This window comes from Enterococcus sp. DIV1314a (genome assembly GCF_051713805.1).
GTDB classification, from domain to species: Bacteria; Bacillota; Bacilli; order Lactobacillales; family Enterococcaceae; genus Enterococcus_I; species Enterococcus_I aquimarinus.
Genome location: NZ_JBIOQP010000001.1, coordinates 638,134 through 662,290 on the forward strand (window position 1 = coordinate 638,134; position 24,157 = coordinate 662,290).

General features: G+C 39.2%; 22 protein-coding genes. 7 read left to right on the plus strand and 15 right to left on the minus strand.

What is annotated here, in order from left to right; translation table 11 throughout:
* Positions 1 to 106: 106 nt before the first annotated feature.
* From adhE to tgt, 3 genes are all read right to left on the minus strand, one after another.
* Positions 107 to 2,710, minus strand: coding sequence for a bifunctional acetaldehyde-CoA/alcohol dehydrogenase (gene adhE / locus IGI68_RS03050; RefSeq protein WP_438730407.1), 2,604 nt, complete (start codon positions 2,708 to 2,710; stop codon positions 107 to 109).
* Positions 2,711 to 3,237: 527 nt separating this feature from the next.
* Positions 3,238 to 3,561 (minus strand): preprotein translocase subunit YajC, encoded by a 324-nt coding sequence (gene yajC / locus IGI68_RS03055; RefSeq protein WP_071873922.1) that lies wholly within the window; start codon positions 3,559 to 3,561, stop codon positions 3,238 to 3,240.
* Between the two features lie 76 nt (positions 3,562 to 3,637).
* A complete protein-coding gene (tgt, locus tag IGI68_RS03060; protein ID WP_071873923.1) occupies positions 3,638 to 4,783 on the minus strand; it encodes a tRNA guanosine(34) transglycosylase Tgt in 1,146 nt (381 codons plus the stop codon).
* Between the two features lie 188 nt (positions 4,784 to 4,971).
* Here tgt and IGI68_RS03065 point away from each other — a divergent pair, with 188 nt between their 5' ends.
* Entirely contained in the window at positions 4,972 to 5,697 is a 726-nt protein-coding gene (locus IGI68_RS03065; RefSeq protein WP_071873924.1) for a DUF975 family protein, read from the plus strand.
* Between the two features lie 787 nt (positions 5,698 to 6,484).
* On the opposite strand, the gene queA is transcribed toward IGI68_RS03065, so the two are convergent.
* On the minus strand, positions 6,485 to 7,516 hold the full coding sequence (gene queA / locus IGI68_RS03070) for a tRNA preQ1(34) S-adenosylmethionine ribosyltransferase-isomerase QueA (protein ID WP_438733203.1): 1,032 nt from the start codon (positions 7,514 to 7,516) through the stop codon (positions 6,485 to 6,487).
* 349 nt (positions 7,517 to 7,865) lie between these two features.
* Here queA and IGI68_RS03075 point away from each other — a divergent pair, with 349 nt between their 5' ends.
* The 5 genes from IGI68_RS03075 to IGI68_RS03095 all read left to right on the plus strand — a co-directional run bounded on the left by IGI68_RS03075 (position 7,866) and on the right by IGI68_RS03095 (position 12,156).
* Positions 7,866 to 9,041, plus strand: a complete 1,176-nt coding sequence (locus IGI68_RS03075) for a betaine/proline/choline family ABC transporter ATP-binding protein (RefSeq protein ID WP_438733205.1) — start codon at positions 7,866 to 7,868, stop codon at positions 9,039 to 9,041.
* A gap of 3 nt (positions 9,042 to 9,044) precedes the next feature.
* Positions 9,045 to 9,683 (plus strand): ABC transporter permease, encoded by a 639-nt coding sequence (locus tag IGI68_RS03080; protein ID WP_071873926.1) that lies wholly within the window; start codon positions 9,045 to 9,047, stop codon positions 9,681 to 9,683.
* Entirely contained in the window at positions 9,680 to 10,609 is a 930-nt protein-coding gene (locus tag IGI68_RS03085; protein WP_071873927.1) for an osmoprotectant ABC transporter substrate-binding protein, read from the plus strand. The genes IGI68_RS03080 and IGI68_RS03085 overlap by 4 nt, the downstream gene beginning before the upstream one ends.
* Complete coding sequence (locus IGI68_RS03090) at positions 10,602 to 11,261, plus strand: ABC transporter permease (protein WP_071873928.1); 660 nt, start codon at positions 10,602 to 10,604, stop codon at positions 11,259 to 11,261. Before IGI68_RS03085 ends, IGI68_RS03090 begins: the two co-directional genes overlap by 8 nt.
* 112 nt (positions 11,262 to 11,373) lie before the next feature.
* The gene (locus IGI68_RS03095; RefSeq protein WP_071873929.1) at positions 11,374 to 12,156 is read left to right on the plus strand and encodes an ABC transporter ATP-binding protein; all 783 of its coding nucleotides are present in this window, start codon (positions 11,374 to 11,376) and stop codon (positions 12,154 to 12,156) included.
* 81 nt (positions 12,157 to 12,237) lie between these two features.
* On the opposite strand, the gene proC is transcribed toward IGI68_RS03095, so the two are convergent.
* The 10 genes from proC to IGI68_RS03145 form a co-directional block, all read right to left on the minus strand.
* Complete coding sequence (gene proC, locus IGI68_RS03100) at positions 12,238 to 13,044, minus strand: pyrroline-5-carboxylate reductase (protein WP_438730415.1); 807 nt, start codon at positions 13,042 to 13,044, stop codon at positions 12,238 to 12,240.
* A 10-nt stretch (positions 13,045 to 13,054) separates the two neighbouring features.
* Positions 13,055 to 13,330, minus strand: coding sequence for a hypothetical protein (locus IGI68_RS03105; RefSeq protein ID WP_071873931.1), 276 nt, complete (start codon positions 13,328 to 13,330; stop codon positions 13,055 to 13,057).
* Entirely contained in the window at positions 13,330 to 13,686 is a 357-nt protein-coding gene (locus IGI68_RS03110) for a type II toxin-antitoxin system PemK/MazF family toxin (RefSeq protein WP_071873932.1), read from the minus strand. Before IGI68_RS03110 ends, IGI68_RS03105 begins: the two co-directional genes overlap by 1 nt.
* Positions 13,683 to 14,819: an alanine racemase gene (alr, locus tag IGI68_RS03115; RefSeq protein WP_071873933.1), complete on the minus strand. Its 1,137-nt coding sequence runs from the start codon at positions 14,817 to 14,819 to the stop codon at positions 13,683 to 13,685. Before alr ends, IGI68_RS03110 begins: the two co-directional genes overlap by 4 nt.
* A gap of 1 nt (position 14,820) precedes the next feature.
* Positions 14,821 to 15,186, minus strand: coding sequence for a holo-ACP synthase (gene acpS, locus IGI68_RS03120; protein ID WP_071873934.1), 366 nt, complete (start codon positions 15,184 to 15,186; stop codon positions 14,821 to 14,823).
* A 332-nt stretch (positions 15,187 to 15,518) separates the two neighbouring features.
* Positions 15,519 to 17,129, minus strand: a complete 1,611-nt coding sequence (gene cshA, locus IGI68_RS03125; protein WP_438730420.1) for a degradosome RNA helicase CshA — start codon at positions 17,127 to 17,129, stop codon at positions 15,519 to 15,521.
* A 426-nt stretch (positions 17,130 to 17,555) separates the two neighbouring features.
* Entirely contained in the window at positions 17,556 to 18,896 is a 1,341-nt protein-coding gene (locus tag IGI68_RS03130) for a UDP-N-acetylmuramoyl-tripeptide--D-alanyl-D-alanine ligase (protein WP_438730422.1), read from the minus strand.
* Positions 18,897 to 18,971: 75 nt separating this feature from the next.
* On the minus strand, positions 18,972 to 20,042 hold the full coding sequence (locus IGI68_RS03135) for a D-alanine--D-alanine ligase (protein ID WP_438730424.1): 1,071 nt from the start codon (positions 20,040 to 20,042) through the stop codon (positions 18,972 to 18,974).
* Between the two features lie 132 nt (positions 20,043 to 20,174).
* The gene (locus IGI68_RS03140) at positions 20,175 to 20,621 is read right to left on the minus strand and encodes a YaiI/YqxD family protein (RefSeq protein WP_071873938.1); all 447 of its coding nucleotides are present in this window, start codon (positions 20,619 to 20,621) and stop codon (positions 20,175 to 20,177) included.
* Positions 20,622 to 20,853: 232 nt separating this feature from the next.
* Entirely contained in the window at positions 20,854 to 21,651 is a 798-nt protein-coding gene (locus tag IGI68_RS03145) for a formate/nitrite transporter family protein (RefSeq protein ID WP_071873939.1), read from the minus strand.
* 364 nt (positions 21,652 to 22,015) lie between these two features.
* On the opposite strand from IGI68_RS03145, the gene rpsD reads away from it, so the two are divergent.
* Entirely contained in the window at positions 22,016 to 22,627 is a 612-nt protein-coding gene (rpsD, locus tag IGI68_RS03150; protein ID WP_071873940.1) for a 30S ribosomal protein S4, read from the plus strand.
* Between the two features lie 69 nt (positions 22,628 to 22,696).
* Here the strand turns inward: rpsD and IGI68_RS03155 are convergent, their stop codons facing one another.
* On the minus strand, positions 22,697 to 24,049 hold the full coding sequence (locus IGI68_RS03155; RefSeq protein ID WP_071873941.1) for a citrate/2-methylcitrate synthase: 1,353 nt from the start codon (positions 24,047 to 24,049) through the stop codon (positions 22,697 to 22,699).
* Between the last annotated feature and the right edge of the window lie 108 nt (positions 24,050 to 24,157).

Sequence of the window (24,157 nt, forward strand, 5' to 3'; positions counted from 1 at the left end):
AAACGTGGATCGACCCGCATTTCTCATTACTGATAAAATGAAGCGACCGAAGTCAAAAAAGGTCTGCGACTTCTGTCACAGACCTTTTTTTGATTTAATTCTTTGCTTATGCGTTATAAGAATCGATAATGATTTGTTTTAATTCAGAAATAAGTGGTTGTTTCGGATTTGCTGTTGTACATTGGTCTTCGTAAGCAAGTTCAGCCATACGATCCACTGTTGCATCAAGCACTTCTTGCGTAACGCCTTGTGCTTTTAAGTTCATTTCAATTCCAACTTTTTCACCTAACTCAGTAATTGCTGTTGCTAACGCTTCAACTAATTCTTCAGTTGTTTGACCTTTTAATCCTAAGAATCTTGCAATATCTGCATAGTCAGTATCTGCACGGAAGAAGTCATATTTAGGGAACATTGCATGTTTTTGTGGATCTTTTGCATTGTAGCGAACGATGTGCGGTAAAATAATCGCATTCGTACGACCATGTGGAATATTGTATTCTCCACCAATTTTATGCGCGATTGAATGAGATATTCCTAGGAAAGCATTCGCAAAAGCCATCCCTGCCATCGTTGAAGCATTATGCATTTTTTCACGCGCTTCTTTATCTGCACGGTTCGTTGATGCTTCTAAGTATTCGAAGACAATCTTAATCGCTTGTAAACTTAAGCCACGAGTATAGTCAGAAGCCATTACTGAAACATAAGATTCAATCGCATGTGTTAAAACGTCCATTCCAGTATCTGCTGTTACAGATGCAGGAACTGATAATACGAATTGCGGATCAATAATCGCGACATCTGGCGTTAACGCATAGTCAGCTAATGGGTATTTCACATGTGTTTCACTATCTGTAATAACTGCAAATGGTGTTACTTCAGCACCCGTACCTGAAGTCGTTGGGATACATACAAATTGTGTTTTTTCTGGTTTGTCAATTTTGTACGTACGTTTGCGAATATCTAAGAATTTTTGTTTTGCACCAAAGAATGATGTATCTGGGTGCTCATAGAACATCCACATGCCTTTCGCTGCATCCATCGCTGAACCCCCACCGATTGCAATAACTGTATCTGGTTTGAAGTTCATCATCACTTCTGTTCCTTTGTAAACAGTGTTCGTTGATGGGTTTGGTTCAACATCAGAGAAGACTTCAATTTGAACCATGTTTTTGCGACGAGCTAATACGTCACGTACGCGGTCAACATAACCGAATTGAACCATTCCTGGGTCACAGACAATCATTACGCGCTCAAGATTTTCCATTTTTTCTAAGTACATTAATGAGTTTTGCTCAAAATAAATTTTAGAAGGTAATTTGAACCATTGCATATTATTTCTCCGTTTCGCTAAGGTTTTCACGTTAATTAAGTTGACTGCTGATACGTTACGTGACACAGAGTTTTTACCATATGAACCACAACCTAATGTTAATGAAGGGATCATTTCGTTATAAATATTTCCAATTCCACCTTCAGCTGATGGTGTATTGACTAATACGCGACATGCTTTCATGCGTAGACCGAAACGGATTTGTAAATCTTCATCTTCACTATGAATCACCGCTGTATGACCTAAGCCACCTAAGTTTAACATTGCTTCACATAGCTCTAATCCGTGCTCTGTATTTTCTGATTTAATCATTGCTAATACTGGTGATAATTTTTCACGTGAAAGTGGATAATCTGCGCCCACACCTTCTAATTCAGCAATTAACATTTTAGTGCCTTCTGGTACAGTAATTCCTGCTAATTCGGCAATTTTTGTTGCTGGCATTCCAACGATTGCTGGATTAACTGCATATTTTCCTTCATTCATAACGGCATCTTCAAGTTTTTGTAATTCATTTGGTTTTACAAAGTATACTTGGTGCGCTTGGAATTCTGCTTTAACTGCTGCATAAACTTCTTTATCCACAATGATTGCTTGCTCAGAAGCACAGATCATACCGTTATCAAATGTTTTTGAAACGATTAAGTCATTCACTGCACGTTTGATTTTTGCTGTTTTTTCGATGTATGCTGGTACGTTACCTGGTCCAACACCTAATGCTGGTTTACCAGTTGAGTAAGCTGATTTCACCATTGCCGCGCCACCTGTTGCTAAAACAATCGCGATTCCTGGGTGATTCATTAAGCCTTGAGTCGCTTCAATCGATGGGTGTTCAATCCATTGTACACAGTTTTCAGGAGCACCTGCTGCGATTGCTGCATCGCGAACGATACGAGCTGCTGCTGCAGAACATTTTTGAGCACTTGGATGGAAAGCAAAAATGATTGGGTTACGTGTTTTGATGGCAATCATCGCTTTAAAGATTGTTGTTGAAGTTGGGTTCGTTGTTGGTGTTACCCCACAAACAACACCGACTGGTTCTGCGATTTCGATTAAGCCTTTTTGTTTATCTTCACTGATAACGCCCACTGTTTTGTTGTCTTTAATTGAGTGCCAAATATATTCTGAAGCGTACATATTTTTAATCGCTTTATCTTCATAAATACCACGACCTGTTTCTTCAACAGCTAATTTTGCGAGTGACATATGTTCGTTTAAAGCAGCCATTGCCATTTCATGCACAATATGGTCAACTTTTTCTTGATCAAAGTTTTCCATTTCTTTTAATGCAACATTTCCTTTAGCCGCTAAATCATCAATCATGACTGAAACATCAATTGTCGCTACTTCTTTTTCTTTTTTTTCTACTTTTTTACTCATATTAATCCTCCTATATAATGGGGTCTTTTTTTCGTTTTGTTTGTTAACTACTTCACACATAGAATGATACATCATTTCTTTTTGTTTGTAAATAGTTTCCTGTGATTTTCTTCACAATTTTTCAACTTTTATTAAAAAAACGGATAAAACCTTGTTAATTAAGCTTTTTCCGTTAATATAAAATTAATAAATCAATTTAAAAACCGACTTTCATACGTCAAACATTTTCATCATTATGAAAATGACACCTAAAATAAATGTGAATGATTGAACTTTATTATCATAAAAATAACTTACTTTCGTTTTATAATCCTAAGATCGATGGGACTTCTTGATACTCACCATAACATTGTAACGAGATAACATGTATTAAGTTCTATCAGATTAGACACGTGTCAAAGCACAAAAAAAGCCAGATGGGCAAGAGAGCCTAACTGACTTTTTTCACTATTGTTTGATTTCATCCACACGTTCCGATTACTTTGCAGTCAAAGAAAACGTTGAACGAATCGAACAATTGATGATCATTATTCTGCTGCTTTTTCTTCTGTTTCTTCTTCAACGATAATTTCAGTAACGGAATCATCATTTTCAATAATCGTTGCGGGTTTAACTGTACGAATCGATGTGCGTTCAAATTCTAAGTAAATTCCTTCGCAATCTAATACGACGGTGTTTTTATCTGAATTGACTTCTGAAATTACCCCGTGTAATCCACCGATGGTAATCACGCGGCTTCCGACAGTGATACTATCCATTAATTTTTGACGTTCTTGTTGTTGTTTCTTTTGCGTACGTTGCATAAAAAATAACATTGCTCCGATTGGTAGAATCATGATTAATGCTGACATTTATTTCACCTCTATTTTTTCTCTACGTTTACTTTACCAAAAAAGCGGTTGCTTCACTAGCTTTTTTCCAAAAAAACTAAAAGTTTCTTGCATTCTCCTTATTAAAGCCATATTCTTCGATGAAATGGGCACGAAACTCTAATAAATTATCGTCCATAATGGCTTGACGAACTTGTTTCATTAAATTTAATAAGAAGTGTAAATTATGATAAGACGTTAAACGCAACCCAAATGTTTCATCCGCTTTAATTAAATGACGAATATAGGCACGACTATAATTTTTACAAGTATAGCAATCACATTTTTCATCAAGCGGTCGAAAATCGCGGGCATATTGAGCATTTTTCACGACTAAACGTCCTGTAGAAGTCATACAAGTCCCATTTCTGGCAATACGAGTGGGTAACACGCAATCAAACATATCAACGCCACGAATCACACCATCGATTAACGAGTCTGGTGCACCCACGCCCATTAAGTAACGAGGTTTATTATCTGGAATCAGTGGTGTTGTAAAGTCCAAGACACGATTCATCTCTTCTTTGCTTTCACCCACAGATAACCCTCCGATTGAATAACCAGGGAAATCCATACTGATTAAATCTTTGGCACTTTGACGACGTAGTTCTTCAAAACCAGCGCCTTGGATGATGCCGAATAAGCCTTGGCGATCAGGATTGGCATGGGCTTCTAAGCCGCGGGCAGCCCAACGAGATGTCCGTTCAACTGATTTTTTGACATAGTCATAACTTTCATTAAAGGGTGGACATTCATCAAAACTCATCATAATATCTGAACCCAATTTATTTTGGATTTGAATCGCTTTTTCAGGTGATAAGAATAATTTTGATCCATTTAAATGGTTTCTAAAATGAACACCTTCTTCTTCGATATTCCGCATATCGGCTAAAGAAAAGACTTGGAAACCACCGGAGTCTGTCAGAATCGGTTGATCCCAGTTCATAAATTTATGCAGACCACCTGCTTCTTCAATTAAATCCTCACCAGGACGTAACCATAAATGATAGGTATTACTCAAAATAATGCCTGAGCCCATCGCTTTTAGTTCTTCTGGGGACATTGTCTTCACTGTTGCTAATGTACCAACAGGCATGAACATTGGGGTCGGGAAGGTTCCGTGCGGGGTAATAATTTCTCCTAAGCGCGCACCGGTATGTTTTTCTTTTTTTATTAATCGATAACGAATGGCTGGTTCCGTCATTCATTTCCCTACTTTCTAATCATTGATTGAATTAAATATTGCACCCTTCATCATAAATCTTCCACACGCTTTTTGCAACTTAAAGACGAATAAAACCCAAAACACAAACTTTTTTTAACTTTCCTTTCATTTATCACGGGGAGTTTGATATACTGAAGCTACAAATTAACGTATTGGAGTGATGTGAAATGAAATCAAACGCTGAATTGAAACAAGAAGCTAAAGAGATGCTTGCTGGAAGATGGAAAGAAGCAATTTTACTGAATCTAGTTCCAACGATTGTCACGGTTGTAGCTGTCTTAGTTGTACTACTCATAGTAGCGCTTCCCGCTTTTTTATTATGGAACACCAACATTATCCAAAATTCTTTTAACGACGGGACTTTGAACAGTTCTTTAGATCTGGATTTCGGACAATCAGGCGGTTCTAGCTTTTTTAGTGGGATTATCGGAACCTTCTTTTATGTCGGAATTTCTTGGACGTTTTTAGACTTACTTCGTCATAAAAAAACAACGATCGTACCTTTCAAGGATGTCTTTAGAGGTTTCCAAGCGCCTTACGGTATTGGTATTTTAGTTATTTATTTATTTAGTTCTATTTTCATTTTCTTCTGGTCATTACTCTTTATTATTCCCGGAATCATTAAAGGCTATTCGTATTCTCAAGCCTATCTGATTTATTATGATGAATACAGCCGGACAGGTGTCCCACCAAAATACTTAGATAGTATTACGAAGAGTCGTCAAATCATGGATGGTTACAAAGCGCAATTATTTATTCTTGATTTAAGTTTCATTGGTTGGCATATTTTAAGTATCTTCACTTTAGGAATCGGTTATCTATGGCTTACCCCTTATATTAGCGCTACAAAAGCAGCCTTTTACAACAATCTGATTCAACCATTACAAGACTAAGTATTTTTCCTTACCTATTTAAATGAAAAAACCAAGATGTCGATTTCTTTGGCACCTTGGTTTTTTATCTGAATTTAAAAGCATATATTTTGCAATCGCTTCCAATTCATGCTATTCTATGAGTGTAAGGAAGGATAAAACATTTGTTGGTTGGATTTTCTAGTAGCAAAGAGTAACAAAGAAAATAGAAAATAGTAACAAAAAAGTTGTTAGAGCTTCAAGTTTCACCTAATATTCACACTGCAAGGTAATCAAAGCAATAAAAAGGCCACATGTAACAAGTAGCATCATTACAACTACACAGTACCTAATTATCGCAGCATGATTTGCAAAAAAGAAGTTAGTTTCGAATCTTTTAATTAAGACAAGATTTTTGTTAAACCGTGAGTGAAAACGTATTACTTTGCATCACACATACAACAAAACCAACAAATGCCTTCCGAAAAAGCAGCTATTCAATCTTGAATAGCTGTTTTTGTGTTCCCTTTTTTTATCGAATGTAAGAATCAGCTGTATCACGTTTAGTGTTGCTGCTGGATATTCATATCATTTTCCAACGCTTTTTTTCTTCATTCATTCAAAAAAAATCATCGAAAGTCTTATTATTATTTTTTAATTGAATGGATTTTCGTATACAACCGTCAAAATCTTCCTTTCAAAATGTGTAATGATCGTTTAACAGGATTCTTTATATGTTCCTATTTTTTTGTAAAAAAATAGATGTGAATGCATTTCTTCATCCACATCTAAAAGAATCCAACCTGAAAGCAAATTCTTTGAAATTTTTTTATTTCACGAACATCGCATCACCAAAACTAAAGAAGCGATATCTTTCTTCAATCGCATGATGATAGGCGGCTAACGTGAAGTCTCTTGTTGCAAAGGCGCTCACTAACATGACTAAGGTTGATTTTGGCAAGTGAAAGTTTGTCGAAAAAGCATCGACAACTTTAAATTGATAGCCAGGTGTAATAAAAATACTTGTCCAGCCACTATCCGCTTGAATCGCCCCATTAAATTTTGTTCCAATCGTTTCTAAGGTCCGAATAGATGTGGTTCCGACTGCGACAATTTTACCCCCAGCTGCTTTGACTTCATTCAAAATAGCGGCCGATTCTTCACTAAGTCGATAAAATTCGCTATGCATTTCGTGTTCTGCGATGTTATCCACACTCACCGGACGGAATGTTCCTAATCCCACATGAAGCGTAAGATACACGAGGCGAACGCCTTTAGCTTGAATTTTTGCCAATAAGTCTTCCGTGAAATGCAGTCCTGCGGTTGGCGCTGCGGCTGATCCATTTTCTTTGGCATACACCGTTTGATACCGTTCAGGGTCTTCGAGTCGTTCTTTGATATAAGGCGGTAAAGGCATTTCGCCTAAGCTTTCCAGATTTTCTAAAAAAATTCCTTCATACGTAAAACGAATCACACGACCACCATGAGGTAATTCTTTTTCCACGATGGCTTTTAAGCGACCATCGCCAAAAGAAATTTCTGTGCCTACTTTTGCTCGTTTGGCAGGTTTGATCAACGTTTCCCAGGTGTCACCTTCGAGATTCGTTAATAAAAGAACTTCTAGATGACCTCCTGTACTTGGTTTTTCACCATACAATCGTGCCGGTAGCACACGCGTATCATTCATCACAAGGGCATCACCGGCTTCAAGCTCATCGATAATATCATAGAAATGATGATCCGCTATTGCACCCGTTTTTGAATCCAACACCAATAAGCGCGAACTGGTTCGATCCTTTAACGGCGTTTGCGCTATCAATTCTTCTGGTAAATCAAAATTAAAATCTTCCGTTGTTAACATTTTTCCACTCTTTTCTTTATCCAAATCAGTCCTTCTCATTCTAACATTCTTTGCTGATTTAGAAAACTCTTGTCCCTTTTGTTTGCGAGCGAAAAAGGCTTTTTCACATCAATTTTCATTAGTTGCTGAAAATTCTCATTAAATTTTAATTTCAAGAAATAGTTAAATTTCGCTATCGTATGTCACATAAGGGATTGAATCCATTTTTTATTTTTCATTAATCGACGAAAAAGGTTGATTTAGCACTCTTTTTTGTACTGTTTTCAGACACATTATTTGTCAATCCCTCTTTTTTTTGGCACACTTATAACAACGAGTACAAAAAAGAAGAAAGATAGAGGTGGATAACTTGATCGAATTCCAACACGTATCAAAAATTTATAAAGGTGGCAAAGTGGCTGTCGAAGATGTGAACTTGTCATTTGAAAAAGGAGAATTTATTTGTTTTATCGGTACAAGTGGTAGTGGTAAGACGACGTCCATGCGCATGATTAATCGCATGACGGAGCCGACGAAAGGAAAAATTCTCATCGATGGACAAGACATCCAAAAATTAAACGCGGTTGAACTCCGTCGTAAAATTGGTTATGTGATTCAAAGTATCGGGTTAATGCCGCATATGACCATTCGTGAAAATATTACGCTTGTTCAAAAATTATTAAAAGTTGATCAACAAAAGCAACAAACAACGGCTGAAAAAATGATTGACCTTGTCGAATTACCGCGCGAAATGTTAGATCGCTACCCTAGCGAACTTTCAGGCGGTCAACAACAACGAATTGGTGTGGTACGAGCACTAGCAGCGGATCAAGATATTATTTTAATGGATGAACCTTTCGGAGCGCTCGATCCAATCACCCGCGACTCACTCCAAGATTTAGTCAAAGATTTACAAGAACGCTTAGGCAAAACCATTGTCTTTGTCACGCATGATATGGATGAGGCCTTAAAATTGGCCAATCGAATCGCGATTATGAGTGAGGGGAAAGTGGTACAATTTGATACCCCTGAAAATATTTTACGTAATCCTGCGAATAAATTCGTGGAAGAACTTATCGGAGAAGATCGTCTTTTACAAGCGAAACCTGATAAAACACAAGTCAAAGACGTCATGCTAAATACTGCGATTACCATCACGACTGAAAAATCATTGCAAGAAGCACTACGTCTCATGCGTGAAAAACGGGTCGATACGTTATTAGTCACGGATAATCAAGGAATCTTAAAAGGGTTTATTGATATTGAATCCATTAATAAAAACCGTGGATTATTGAGTAGTGTCGGTGATGTCTTACAAATAGAAGTGTTTTATGTAAAAGAAAATGCTCTCTTGCGTAATACCCTTCAACGAATCTTAAAACAAGGATTGAAATATGTTCCTGTTGTCGATGACCAAAAGCGGGTAGTCGGGATTCTGACACGCGCATCCTTAGTTGATATTGTGTATGATGTCGTATTCGGGGAAGAAGAAACGATTACAGATGCCGTAGAATCCTTTAATCCCGATGAAATTAAGGGGGTTTAGTCTATGACTTTCTTTCAACTGTATGGTGACCAACTCGTCACCGCCATCTTTCAACATCTTTATATTTCATTTGTTTCGCTGGCGTTAGGAGCAATCGTTGCGGTTCCACTCGGGGTGTTACTGACACGTACGCCTAAACTCGCGAATATCGTCCTGGGAATCACGAGTGCCTTGCAGACGATTCCTTCGTTAGCCCTATTAACATTAATGATTCCTTTTCTAGGAATTGGTCGTTTCCCTGCGATTGTCGCCCTCTTTATTTATTCTTTATTACCGATTTTACGTAATACGTATATTGGCTTAAAAAATGTGGACGCTCATTATCTAGATGTGGCGAAAGGAATGGGAATGACGCCTGTTCAGTCCATCATTCAAGTCGAATTACCCTTAGCTTTGCCTACCATCATGGCGGGTATTCGTTTAGGAGCCGTTTATGTCATTGCTTGGGCCAGTCTTGCCTCTTACATTGGCGCTGGTGGATTAGGAGTTCTGATTTTTAGTGGACTTGATAACTATCAACCGAGTCTTATTTTTGCGGGAACCATTCCCGTGACGATTTTAGCCTTACTGGCAGACTTTTTATTAGGGAAATTAGAATACAAATTAACTCCTTCTGCATTAAGAAAGGCGGAGAATGAATGAAACGAGTAATGAAATACAGTTTACTTCTTAGTGTAATGCTTTTCCTAGCCGCTTGTTCCCTACCCGGTTTAAAAACAAGCTCGGATAAAAATACGATTTCGATTACAGGCGGTATTACAACTGAGAGTCAAATTTTAGGAAGTTTAGTTGCTGAAATGATTGAACATTATACCGATAAAGATACGACCATTATTAATAATTTAGGAACCACGACGATTAACCATCAAGCCATGTTAAATGGCGATGCCCAAATCTCGGCTGCGCGCTATACGGGGACCGATATTGCCACGACTTTACAGCTAGAACCTGTGACCGATCCACAAGAAGCGTTCTCGATTGTTCAAGAAGAATTCAAAACGCGGTTCAATCAAGTCTGGTTTCCTTCTTATGGTTTTGCCAACACGTATGTCTTTTTAGTGCGACAAGATACTGCTGAAGAATTCGGCTTGAAAACGGTAAGTGATCTCGCTGCGGTAGCCGATCAACTCGTCGTTGGCGCTGACCGTGCGTGGATGTCTCGTCAAGGAGACGGTTATGCCGGTTTTACGGAGGCTTACGGCTTTAGTTTTTCTTCCATTTTACCGATGCAAATTAGTTTGGTCTACAACGCTGTAGCGGCTGGTCAAATGGATGTCGTCCTTGGATACTCAACAGATGGCCGGATTGCGAGTTATGATTTAGTCATGTTAGAAGATGATCGTCAATTCTTCCCACCTTATGACGCGGCTCCTGTCGTCGACCAAGCGCTGTTAGATGAGGTGCCTGAATTAACGGACATCTTACTAAAACTAGAGGGTGTCATTGATACCCAAACGATGCAACGACTGAATTATTTATCCGATAACGATTTAATCGAACCATCACGAGTAGCCAAACAATTTTTAGAAGAACATGATTATTTCGAAGGAGGAACCGTGAATGAATGATTTAAACTTATTTCAACAATTCATCCTTTATTTTAATGAAAATGGCGGTTACGTCTTTTCTCAATTCCTTCGTCACTTCCTAATTTCATTTTATGGTGTTCTCTTTGCAGCAATCGTTGCGATACCGCTAGGGATTTTTATTTCTCGTCGTGTCACACTTGCCGAATGGATTATCCGAATTGCGAATTTAATCCAAACGATTCCAGCCTTGGCCATGGTTTCGGTCTTAATGTTGGGCCTAGGTCTGGGGGTCAATGTGGTGATTGTGACTGTCTTTCTCTACTCCCTTTTACCAATTGTCAAAAATACTTATACGGGAATGCGTCAAGTAGATGCAGGAATCTTGGATGTCGGAAAAGGCATGGGGATGACTCAGTGGCAACGCTTATACCTCGTGGAACTCCCATTGTCGATTTCCGTGATTATGGCTGGTATTCGCAATGCTTTAGTTTTAGCGATTGGTATTACCGCAATTGGTACTTTTGTGGGCGCGGGTGGTTTAGGTGATATTATCGTCCGTGGTACAAATGCAACAGATGGCGCAGCGATAATCTTAGCCGGTGCTTTACCGACCGCTGCGATGTCTATTTTCGCCGATTGGTTTTTAGGTCTGATTGAGAAAAAATTAGATCCAACAAGTAAAAAGAAATAAACAAACGCAGATTCCTCCGCAAGAGAAGAATCTGCGTTTTTTCGTCCTTTTTTTTCAAATAGTTGTCAAATCTACCCTTTTTCGCTAGGATAGACAAAAAGGAGGCGATGACATGCCGATTATTGAATTAGAAGACGTGAGTTATATCCGCGAAAAAAATCCTTTGCTTCAACAAATTAATTGGACAATTAATCCAGGAGAACATTGGGCCATTTTAGGTCTAAACGGTGCAGGAAAAACCTTACTATTACAAATTATCACAGGGAATCTATGGCCATCTAAAGGAAAAGTGACCGTTTTAGGAGAAGTCTTTGGTCAAACGTCCATACCTGAATTAAGTAAACGCATTGGATGGGTGAGCACGGCACTTCAAGTCCGTTTACGAATGAATGAAACAGCCGAAAACATTGTCTTATCTGGAAAGTTTGCGAGTATCGGGCTTTATCAAGATTATACGCTGGAAGAATTACAGCAAGCGAAGCAGGTTTTAATGTCACTGGGCGCAGTAACCGTCATTGGCAAAACGTATCAACAACTATCCCAAGGCGAACGGCAAATTGTGCTCATTGCCAGAGCGCTAATGGCCAAGCCAGCGCTACTGATTTTAGACGAGCCTTGTACGGGACTTGATTTATTCGCTCGAGAAGAATTATTACAGCGGATTGAACAATTAGCCAGCGAACCCCATGCTCCTACAATTTTATTTGTAACCCATCATACGGAAGAGATTATGCCCTTTATCTCTCATGTCGCATTACTAAAAGAGGGACACTTTTTTAAGCAGGGTCCCCGCGAGGAGTTATTGCAATCTGCGCTCTTACAAGCATTCTACCAACGCGCCATTGAAGTGACTCCTTATACTGAAGAGCGACACATGATTACGCCAAAAGCATAAAAAAGAATCCTGATCAAAAAAATCAGGATTCTTTGCAGTCGTTTGAATAAATGATTATCAAAAGTCCATACGTTTGCTTTTCTAGAACTGCATGTTACGGCTTTTTTGAGCAGCAGCTTGAACTGCTTGGATAACGGTACTACGAAAATGATTATCTTCTAAAACTTTAACCGCTTCAATCGTCGTACCTCCAGGTGAACAAACTTGATCTTTTAACTCTCCTGGATGTTTTTTTGTCGATAAAACCATTTGCGCACTCCCTAAAACGGTTTGAGCCGCAAACTCATAAGCAGCTTCGCGTGGCATCCCTTCTAAAACGGCACCATCGGCTAATGCTTCAATAAATAAATAGACATACGCTGGAGCGGAACCGCTGACGCCAATGAAAGCATCAAATAACTGTTCCGGTAGCACACGCGCTTTTCCGACATGGTTGAATATGGCTAACACTTCTTGTAATTCATCCTCCGTGACGCGCTCATTCGTGACGACAGCCGTCATCCCTTCTAAAACGGCTAATGGTGTATTTGGCATCGCCCGTAGCAGCTTGGCCGTCCCTAGCCCATTTTCTAACTCACTTAATGAAATACCCGCTGCTAACGAAATGAGTAGTTGATCGCTTGCCAATTGCTGTTTGATTTCAGGATACAACGACCGTAAGACTTGTGGTTTGACCGCTAAGACGATTACCTGTGCTTGTGCAAAAAGTTGCTGTGCATCTGTGATAGGAGTAATCCCAAATTGTTGGACCGTCGCTTCTAACGTTGGTGCATCGCGGCGATTGTAAACCAAAATCGCTTCTTTTGAATACACACCTTTTGCTAGAAGACCTTGAATCATCCCTTGCGCCATATTTCCTGAACCATAAAAACCTATTTTTTTTGTCATGTGTGCACTCCTATTCTTCAAAAGTATAAAATTCGCCTTTCGATAACACTAACTCGCCCCTAGTTGGGGGTTGCAATTTAAGATAGACTTCCAGCGGACACGTTACTCGCCATTCTTGCTCTCCTTGTTGAAAAACAAGATAATACTGGGAATCGTGTTGATATTTTTCCACTAATAAACAATAGCCGATGCGTTGACGCGCTAACTGCTGAAAGAATTGGCGCGAATGGCGAATGATGAACACGAAAAACACTAGTACAGTGACCATTATGATGATATAACCCATTATTGATCACCCGTTCGCAACGATAAGGCCAAACTGACTTTTAGAGCTTGATCAACAGCGGTCATCATTTCAAGTGGTAACTGACAAATTTTTTCTTGCATCCGAGATTTATCGATTGTTCGAATTTGCTCAACTAAAAGCGTAGAATCTTGTTTTAAACCAGTCATTTCTTTTTTTAAGTGAATGTGTGTTGGCAAGCATTTTTTGACTTTCTTGGTCGTAATAGCCGCAATAATAATCGTTTGGCTATAGCGATTCCCCAAATCATTTTGGATAATCAAAACCGGACGAATTCCTCCTTGTTCAGACCCTCTAACAGGTGACAAATCGGCGAAAAAAATAGCCCCTCGTTTCATTCGAATATCCCCGTTGTATTCAAGTAGTGTCGGGGAATTCGTTCAGCTAGCAAACAGAGAACTTCATAATTAATCGTGCCTAAATGTTCCGCAATCGCTTCGATGGTAATGACCTCTTCTTGATTCTTTCCAATTAAAGTCACTTTAGTCCCCGTTTCAAACGAATGTGGCAGACGAATCATCAATTGATCCATGCACACACGGCCAATAATTTCACAACGTTGGCCTTCTACTAACACATAAAATCCTTGCATCCCACGAACAAACCCATCCGCATAGCCAATTGGAACAGTCCCGATCCATTCACTTTGTTTTGTCTCATAACTTTTCCCATAACCGATTCCTGCACCTGCTGGAACTTTTTTCACTTGGACGAGTTCCGATTCTAAAGACAATGCTGGTTTGAGAGTCGGACTCATGGGCAATAGCCCGCCTGATGGATTATGTCCATACATCGCGATGCCTAAACGGACCACATTGCCCACGTCTTCGCGCCAAAGCGTCGTGGCACTGTTACTTGTATGAATGTACCGAGGAACCCTAGGTAAAGTAGCAATAAGGGTATTAAACCGCTCATTTTGTTTTTTCCAATAGGCGGTATCCGTTTCATCCGCAGTAGAAAAGTGTGTAAAAATTCCTTCCCAGACAAAAGAGGGATGGTTTTCTAACCAGTGAACGGCTGCTAACACCGCCTGATTTTCTTGAAAACCAATTCGCCCCATCCCAGTATCAATCGCTAAATGAAGGTAGACTTGGCCGCTTAATCGTTCGTTTTGATAAACAGACCACGCCTCTTCTAACCATTCTTGTGTCGCTACAGGAATCGCTAAATGATACTGGATAATCAAAGGAAGCCACTGAACATCGACAAGTCCTAAAATCAAAATCGTTTGCGTAAGCCCCGCTTCTCGCAAGGCAATTCCTTCATCAATGGTTGCGACACAAAGTCCTGTTGCCCCTGCAGCAATTGCGGCTTTGGCAACAGGTACAGCTCCGTGACCATAGCCATTTGCTTTAACGGCTACAAACACGTCACGTTTTCCTTGTTGTTGAAGAACTGCATGTGCGACATTTTCTTTAATCACTGCTAAATCAACAAAAATAGCAGTTGGACGATGATAAGATATAGCCATGTTAGTTCTCCTCATTTCCTTCTAAAATAATTTGGGCAAATGCTAACGTGTCCGTATGCGTAATACTCACAAAGACAGGCCCTTCGCTAAAGGGTGATTTCGTTACAATCGGTGCCCCCTTTTCATTCACGAGCACTTCAATATCTTGAAACGTGACTTTGCCAATACCCGTACCCCAAGCTTTCGAAAAGGCTTCTTTACACGCATAGCGTCCGCCAAGAAATTCAATTTGTCTTTTTAGCGGCAAGCCATCAAACAACTCTTTTTCACGTACCGTTAAAATACGTGTAATCATTTTTGGTTTTTCTTCTATTATTTTTTTCATGCGGGGGAGTTCCACCGCATCAATCCCTATTCCTCGAATCATCTGCTTCTTCTCTTTTCATTTGAATTACTTTCATTCTACCAAAAAAACCAAGAAAAACCATCTACAAAGCAAAAGAGTCGCTAAAACTCAGATAAAAACGGTACTACTAGCCTTTTAATCGGAAGTATCGCCTACAGAATCTTATGAGCTGACTTTTTCTTCGCTTGGATATCGACATGACTGTCGCAGAGCCCTTTGAAAAGCCAACCAACTCAATTAAAATAGAGCCAAAAAAAGATCAAGCAGCAAAATTAGCTACTTGATCCAAAGACTCTATTTTAAAGAGTATCGAAACTTTTTAGAGGTTAATTGTTAAAAAATAATCAATTAGTTTAGTCTTGGTTGTTACGAATCACAAAACTACGGCTCTTGTCGTTATTGCTGCGACGTTTTGGCTTACTTGCCTCTTCGTTGCTACGCGTACGACGGTCATCGCGTCCACGGTTACTACTTGCTTCACCTGAACCACTTGAACGACGATCATCACGACTACGGTTGCCGCCTTCACGGTTCCCACCACGACGGTCATCACGACCGCGGTTGCTTCCGCCACGAGGACCACCGCTACCACGACGGTTCCCACCGCCACGATTGCCACCAAAACCTTTTTTACCGCCGCCTGCTGGCAATGGTCTTTCAGGAGTGATGTTTACCGGTGCCATATCTGATGGATCTTTCGCAAGTGTTTTAAGTAATAATGCTACTAAATCTTGCGGATTGTGTGCTTCTAATAATTGATCAGCACCTTCTAAGTAACGGTCTAGACCATTTTCAGCTAATTTGCTTTCTACTTGTTCTAAAGCTGCACTTAATTGTCCTTTGAAAGCTTCCATTTCACTTGGTGGACGAAGTGGTGTCATGCGTTTTTTCGTCAAGTTTTCAATAACATGTAAGTAACTCATTTCATTTGGTGTTACAAATGTCACAGAAACGCCTTCTTTACCAGCACGGCCGGTACGACCAATACGGTGAACATAGCTTTCTGGGTCTTGAGGAATATCGTAGTTGTAAACGTGAGTAACGCCTGAAATATCTAATCCACGAGCAGCCACGTCTGTCGCAACTAAGATGTCTAATTGACCTGTTTTAAATGCGCGTAAAACACTCATCCGTTTTTGTTGCGTTAAATCGCCATGGATTCCTTCTGCGCGGTAACCACGAGCTTCTAATCCACGAGATAATTCATCAACACGACGTTTTGTACGACCAAAGACGATTGTTAACTCTGGTGTTTGAACATCTAATAAACGCGTCATCATATCGAATTTTTCGAAGTCTTTTGCACGTAAGTAGAATTGATCGATTAAATCAGCGGTCATTTCTTTCGTTTTGATTGCTACGTGTTCTGGGTTTTTCATGAAACGGACACCAATGCTCTTGATTGCTGGAGGCATTGTTGCAGAGAATAATAAGGTTTGGCGTTTTTCAGGGACTTGGGCAATGATTGTTTCAATATCTTCTAAGAAGCCCATGTTTAACATTTCATCCGCTTCGTCAAGGACTAGCGTTTCAACTGTTGCTAATTTTAAAGTGTTACGTTTGATATGGTCTAACATACGACCTGGTGTTCCAACCACAATGTGTGGATTGTCTTTTAATTGACGGATTTGACGGCTGATGTCTGCTCCGCCATAAACTGCTGATACACGAATGTTTTTGTCTTTACCTAAACGGTGTAATTCTTCTTGGGTTTGGATTGCTAATTCGCGTGTTGGTGCAATGACTAATCCTTGGATTTGTCTTCTTTTTGCATCAATTTTTTCTAACATTGGTAGTCCAAAGGCTGCTGTTTTACCAGTACCTGTTTGAGCTTGACCAATCACGTCTTTGCCTTCTAAAGCCAATGGAATAGTTTCCGATTGGATAGGTGTTGCTTCTTCAAATCCTGCACGTTCAACGGCTGCTAATAAATCTGGTGATAAGTTTAAATCTTTAAATTTCAAATAAATCCTCCTAGTGATGATTGAATATCAAGTCTTCCTTCATATTCATCGCTTTTTTTTTAGGGATAATCCCCCGTCAGAACGTCGTTGTTCTGACAAATTTGAAGCGTTGAGATTTTATAATGAAAGAAAGTGGTCGTCCCTGAACCAAACTTTATTTCATTTTCACACCGAAAAACCGCTTCTCGAAGGCCATTAGAAAAGACTAGGACAAATGTGATCTTGCTTTTTGTCTTAGCCTCATTTCAAATATCAAATCATTCTGACTTAAAAAAGCCATTATATGTTTATTTTTATCTTCATTGATTAATCATTCAAAGAATCATTAACCATTCACTTCATCTTTCGGTACCTGAATATTCTAACACAGATAAATCATTTCAGCAAGTTTCACGTTTCTTTTACAGAAAGTTTTCTCGCTGTTTTTCATTGTAAGGCTTCTACGATTTCTGCTAACCCCATTCCGTTACTGCCTTTGAGTAATAAACTATCCGTCGGTTGGAGTGTCTCTTTAATGACCGAAATCAGTTGTGGCTTCGCTTCTTTTTCAAAATAATGAACGGTTACAGGTCCTTCTTTGATCTTTTCGTAGAGGGCTTGCATGTCCGAACCATAGAGAAAGACTTCATCATACGCTTCGGTCAAAAAGGCTGCCATATTCGCATGCATCGCTTTTGAATCAGGACCCAACTCTAGCATATCAGCTAGTACAGCCAATCGTCTGCCATTTAACGTTAATTGCGCGAAACTTTCTAATACTAAGCCCATTGCTGTGGGATTGGCATTGTAGACATCACTGAGTAGATCCGCACCATTTTTCGCTTTTAACCACTGTGTCCGATTTTTAGTTAGTTGAAACGTCGCTAAACCGCGCGCAATTTGAGTGGTTGTCAAACCAAAATAGTTCCCTAAAGTATAGGCAATTAACGCGTTCATGACATTGTAACTTCCTAAAACCGGAATCGTAAACTGTTCTTCGCCTACTTTAAATTGTGTTTGTTCTTTTTCTTCAAGAATAATCGTCCCTTGAATATCTCCTTGCATGAAGCCTACCGTTTGGATTTGTTGCGTCAAGGTTGCGACAAGTGGTTTTAAGAGTATTTCTTGTTCAGGGATAACCAATAATCCGTCTGCTTTAAGTCCAGCCGTGATTTCCATTTTCGCTTGCGCAATGCCTTCTCGAGAACCTAAATTTTCTAAATGAGCTTCGCCAATCATCGTAATGGCAGCGGCATCTGGTTGCGCTAAACGCGATAAAAACGCAATTTCGCCCGCATGATCCATCCCCATCTCTAAGACAAGCATTTCTGTATCATCTGGCATATGCAAGATCGTGTACGGCATCCCTAAGTCATTGTTGTAATTTCCTTGCGTTTTATACGTCCGATATCGTTGCGACAATACGCTCGCTGTCATATCTTTTGTGGTTGTTTTCCCATTGCTACCAGTAATCGCCACCACTTTCGGTGCAATCTGTGCTTGGTAATAGACCGCCAATTGTTGAAACGCTTTGGCCACGTCCGCCACCGGAAAAACAATCAAATCGCTTGGTGCTTGACTAATCGGTCTACTCCAAAACGTCGCGACTGCGCCCTTTTCTATTGCTTGTTGGCAAAACTCATGACCATCTCTGACACCTGCTAACGGCACAAAGAGGCTTTGCGTTTGGACGAGTCGACTATCAAATTCGACACTAGTAATCACTGTATCATCGTAATTTCCTGGTATGTTCAATGCCGTAGCAATTTCTTTTGCTGTTACTCTCATAATTACGTCTCCTTTAATTAAAAATGGAAGACATCTAAAAAGCATCTGTGCTTTTTAGATCCCCTCCGACTTTTTTTATAGCTTAACTAAAAATTTTTGACGTTGCTCGTAGCGATTCAATCCTAATTGAATCAACTCTTCAATTAAGTCACCATATTGTAATCCCGTCGCTTCCCACAGTGCCGGATACATACTAAATTGTGTGAACCCTGGCATGGTGTTTAATTCGTTTAAGAATAACTCGTTCTTACTCGTTAAGAAGAAGTCACAACGACTTAATCCACTACCACCAATCATGGTGTACGCTAACTTCGCATATTCTTGTGCTTTTGCTTGAACTTCATCTGGGATCTGCGCTGGGATAGCCATTGTAATATTATTATCAATATACTTTGAATTATAATCGTAAAAAGCTACATCTTTAACAATCTCACCCGCCATTGTCGTCCGGACATCTTCATTTCCTAAGATGGCTACTTCGATTTCACGCGCTTCAATCCCTTGCTCAATCACGGCACGTGTATCGTAGCGATACGCTTCTTCTAAGGCTAACTGTAACTCCTCACGATTCTCCGCTTTCGAAATCCCCACACTCGACCCCATGTTTGCTGGTTTAACAAACATTGGATACAATAACGACCCTTCGCATTGTTCAAAGATTTTTTTAGGATTTTCTTTCCATTGATTCTTTAAAACCGGTACAAATGGCACTTGAGGAATTCCTGCTGCTTGTAATAAGTACTTCGTCGTAATCTTATCCATGCCACAAGCACTTGTTAAAACACCCGCCCCAACATAAGGAACATCAATCGTTTCTAAAAAGCCTTGAATCGTACCATCTTCTCCATTTGGCCCATGTAACAACGGAAACACAATCGCATTTGTTTCTTTAATTTGACAAGGCATGATTAACTCACCATAAGTCTCACCCGGCTGTCCTCCATTTGAAACCGTCAACGATAATACTTCTTTTGAAGCCGGTTTTTCAGTCAGTAATGGTCCTTTAAGCCACTGCCCTTCTTTCGTAATGTAAACGAGTTGTACTTGATAGTAGTTGTAATAAATAGTATTTAAGACAGAAAAAGCCGATAAAATTGAGACTTCATGCTCTGCACTTTGCCCGCCATATAATAAGATAATTTTCAAAAACGCGTCCTCCTAATAGTTCCAACAATTTCATGAACTTGCGTGTTTAATCCTTACACATTTTATCATAGATTTAAGTTCACGAACATAGTTTAACGAAAAAATAATGATAGGGCTTTCACAAGTTGATTTTTATTCTGTTTTTTGCAGAATTTGAGATACTATTTCATAAAACTGCTCTCGATCTTGCTGCGTAAAAGCTTTTGGACCTTTCGTCCGTTTGCCCGCACGTCTGGTTTCGGCACTCAAATAACGTTGCATCAGTAACGTATCAATCGTTTCTTTTAGATACTCTTTCCCTGAGTGATGAAAAACACGTGCTTGCTTGGGTAAAACGAGCGAAGCAAGACCATAATCTTGTGTGATTAAAATGTCCCCTGGCAAGATTTCTTTTACAATTTGATAATCGGCACGATCGGCTCCTTTATCAACATACACCAATCGCACGAAAGGAGGATATTCTTTTGTCGTATAGTGATCCACACTCGTAATGATGATCACAGGCAACTGGAATCTCTGCCCTAAACGAATGACTTCTTCTTTGACTGGTGAGCCATCACCATCTACCATTAAGCGCATTTGCATTCTCCTTTATTTTATTTTTCGATTATTTCTCTACCAAACGAATAAAAGTACCACTTCCATCGTATCCTACCAACATGATATCATATTGGTAGGATACCGCGAAAGAAGGGATTATGTTGTTACGAGATGTTCGCATAGAAGACAATAGTCATTCACCAAAAAACTCAAAATAAAAGAACCTTAGAAAACAGATTTGTTTTCTAAGGTTCTTTTATTCTTTCTATCATTAATCAACATACGTCGACTTGGTATTATTTAACCAAGCGTAACCTAAACCAATAATCAATCCGCCACCTACATAATTTCCGAGCAAGGCAAATGTTAAATTATGCATCACACTTCCAAAGTCCATGCCAGCAATAGTCCCATTTGAAGCAAAATATGCTAAGGTAAAGAAAGGGAAATTGGCGATAACGTGTTCGAATCCAAGGTAAGCAAAAATAAAGATAATAAAAATAATGGCTAAAATCTTTCCTGCATCATCTTTCATCCGCATACTAACGAGTACAGCTACATTTACGACAATATTCGCAAAAATCCCTTCAATAAAAATTTGAAGTGTCGATTTACTTAATTTCGTAACCGCTGATTCAAATAAATAGCTATTATGTGGAAGATCTTGGAACGGCCCTGTTAATGAAAGTAAATAAGCAAAAATAATACCACCAATTAAGTTAAATAAAATACATGTCCATAAAATCTTTGCAGCTTTTAAAAAATTTAAACGACGACGATAATACCCAACTGTCATGTAAAGCATATTCGACGTACCGAGTTCAGCGTTCATATATAAAATCATGACAAGAGACCAACTAAACATAAAGGCATATAACATTTTTCCTAATCCTGGTACAATATGCTCACCTTTTATCGCAATACCATAAGCGACACCGGTTCCGAGCGTGAGAAAAGCGCAGGCCATAATCGAGCGCAAAGCATATCGAGCATAACTCGATTCAATCAAATCAACTTTTTTCCCGATTGAAGCATCAATTTTTTCAAATAGCGGTGAAATTGGATTCATTTTTCAGGTTACTCCTTTTTAAAATCATTTATTTTCTGAAACAAATCTGTCTTTTTCATTTTAAATAGATTCGTTCCATTTGTAAAGCAATCTTGTGAAAAAAAATATTAATTTAATAAAAGCTTTTTTCTTCATTTTCAAATTCTTATTTGACACTAAATATTAAATAATGCTATACTGTAAGTTGTGTAAAATAATGCAGCAGAAAACAAGTTCCTCGTCCCCAGTTCATCGCTTTTTCGAAAGTTCAATTGCGTAGCCACGGCTGCATAGGTGAAGATTGAAGAATGAACTACACGAAGAATAACACTTTCATCGGATTATTTTACTCCAAAAAAATCATATTTATTGGAGGAATCTCATTATGTCACGTTATACTGGACCATCTTGGAAAATTTCTCGTCGCTTAGGTATTTCATTATCTGGCACAGGAAAAGAATTAGCTCGTCGCCCTTACGCACCTGGTCAACACGGACCAACTAGCCGTGGAGCACGCTCTGAATACGGACTACAATTAAACGAAAAACAAAAATTACGTCACATGTACGGCATGAACGAACGTCAATTCCGTACGTTATTCGTACAAGCAAGCAAAGTCAAAGAAGGAACTCACGGTGTGAACTTCATGATTTTACTAGAACAACGCTTAGATAACGTTGTTTACCGTTTAGGTTTAGCAACTACTCGTCGTCAAGCACGTCAATTAGTAAACCACGGTCACATTACTGTCGATGGCAAACGCGTTGATATTCCATCATACCGCGTACAACCTGGACAATTAGTATCTGTTCGTGAAAAATCTAAAAATGTTCCTGTAATCAAAGCAGCAGTTGAATCAACAATTGGTCGTCTACCATTCGTAACATTTGATGACGAAAAATTAGAAGGTTCATTCTCTCGTTTACCTGAACGCGACGAATTACCACAAGAAATTGATGAGTTATTAGTCGTTGAATACTACAAAAAATTAATCTAATACTGATTAAAAAAGAACGAATCCTTCTTTCGAGAAGTGTTCGTTCTTTTTTTGTTCCGCACAACTACTTTACGACTGACGATCAGCCATCGCTTGATATTCGCGATCTTCTGTCACTTCTTGATATGCTGGTCGAATAATTTTTTGAGCATTAACTAATTCTTCCATGCGGTGGGCAGACCAACCAACAATGCGCGCAATAGCAAAAATCGGTGTATAAATTTCTGGTGGCAGATCAAGCAAGTTGTACACAAATCCGCTAAAGAAATCGATATTGGCACTCACACCTTTAAACATTTTTCGTTTATTCGCAATAATTTCCGGCGCGAGACGTTCGACTAACGTATACAGTTGATATTCTTTCCAAGCCTCTTCGCCTTTTTCTTCCGCTAATTTTGAAACATAGCGTTTGAAAATGGCGGCACGCGGATCATTATCACTGTAAATCGCATGGCCCATTCCATAAATTAACCCTTTTTGATCAAAGGCTTTTTTATCGAGTAAATCTTCTAAATATTGCGCAACAGCCGCTTCATCGCTGTAATCCGTTAACTGCGCTTTTAAATCTGTCATCATTTGGGTGACTTTAATATTCGCCCCACCATGTTTAGGACCTTTTAATGAGCCTAATGCTGCTGCAATGGTTGAATATGTATCCGTTCCACTAGAAGTTACTACCCGTGTCGTAAAGGTCGAGTTATTCCCGCCACCATGCTCCATGTGTAAAACAAGCGCCATATCTAATGTTTGTGCTTCTTGTTTCGTATAAGAGCGATCTGGACGCAACATTTGTAGCAACGCTTCTGCAGTACTTAAATTTTCTTCTGGTAAATGAATATACATACTTTCTTCTTTATTATAGTGATTGTAGGCATGATACGCATAAATCGCTAATAACGGAAAAACGCTAATTAACATGATACTTTGAGATAACACATTTTCCAACGAAATATCATCCGAAGCCTCATCATAACTCGCTAGCGTCAACACACTACGTGACAAACTATTCATCACATCTGCCGAAGGGGCTTTCATAATGACGTCACGAACGAAATTCGTGGGTAACGTCCGATTACTCGCAATCAACGCTTGAAATTCAGCCAACTCCTCTTGGTTTGGTAGCTCACCAAATAACAGTAAGTACGCGACTTCCTCAAAACCAAAACGATCTTCTGAAACAAATCCTTCGACTAAATCATCAATTGAAATCCCACGATAGCGCAACTCACCGCAACCTGCAACGACTTGTCCATCGACCATTTTCTCTGGATAGACCGTTGAAATCGTGGTTAGACCCGCAACGACGCCCTTTCCTTGATCATCTCTCAATCCACGTTTTACCTCGTATTTCGAATATAACTCATTGGCAATTTGATTATTTTCTTCGATTTGCGTTAACATTTTTTCGCGATCCAAAAACATCGACTCCTTTTTATATCTTCTAACATGATTATGTTAGATTACACATTATTTGTATTTATTTCTTAAAATGTATTATAGCACGGTAAGACTAAAATGAAAGAATTTTTC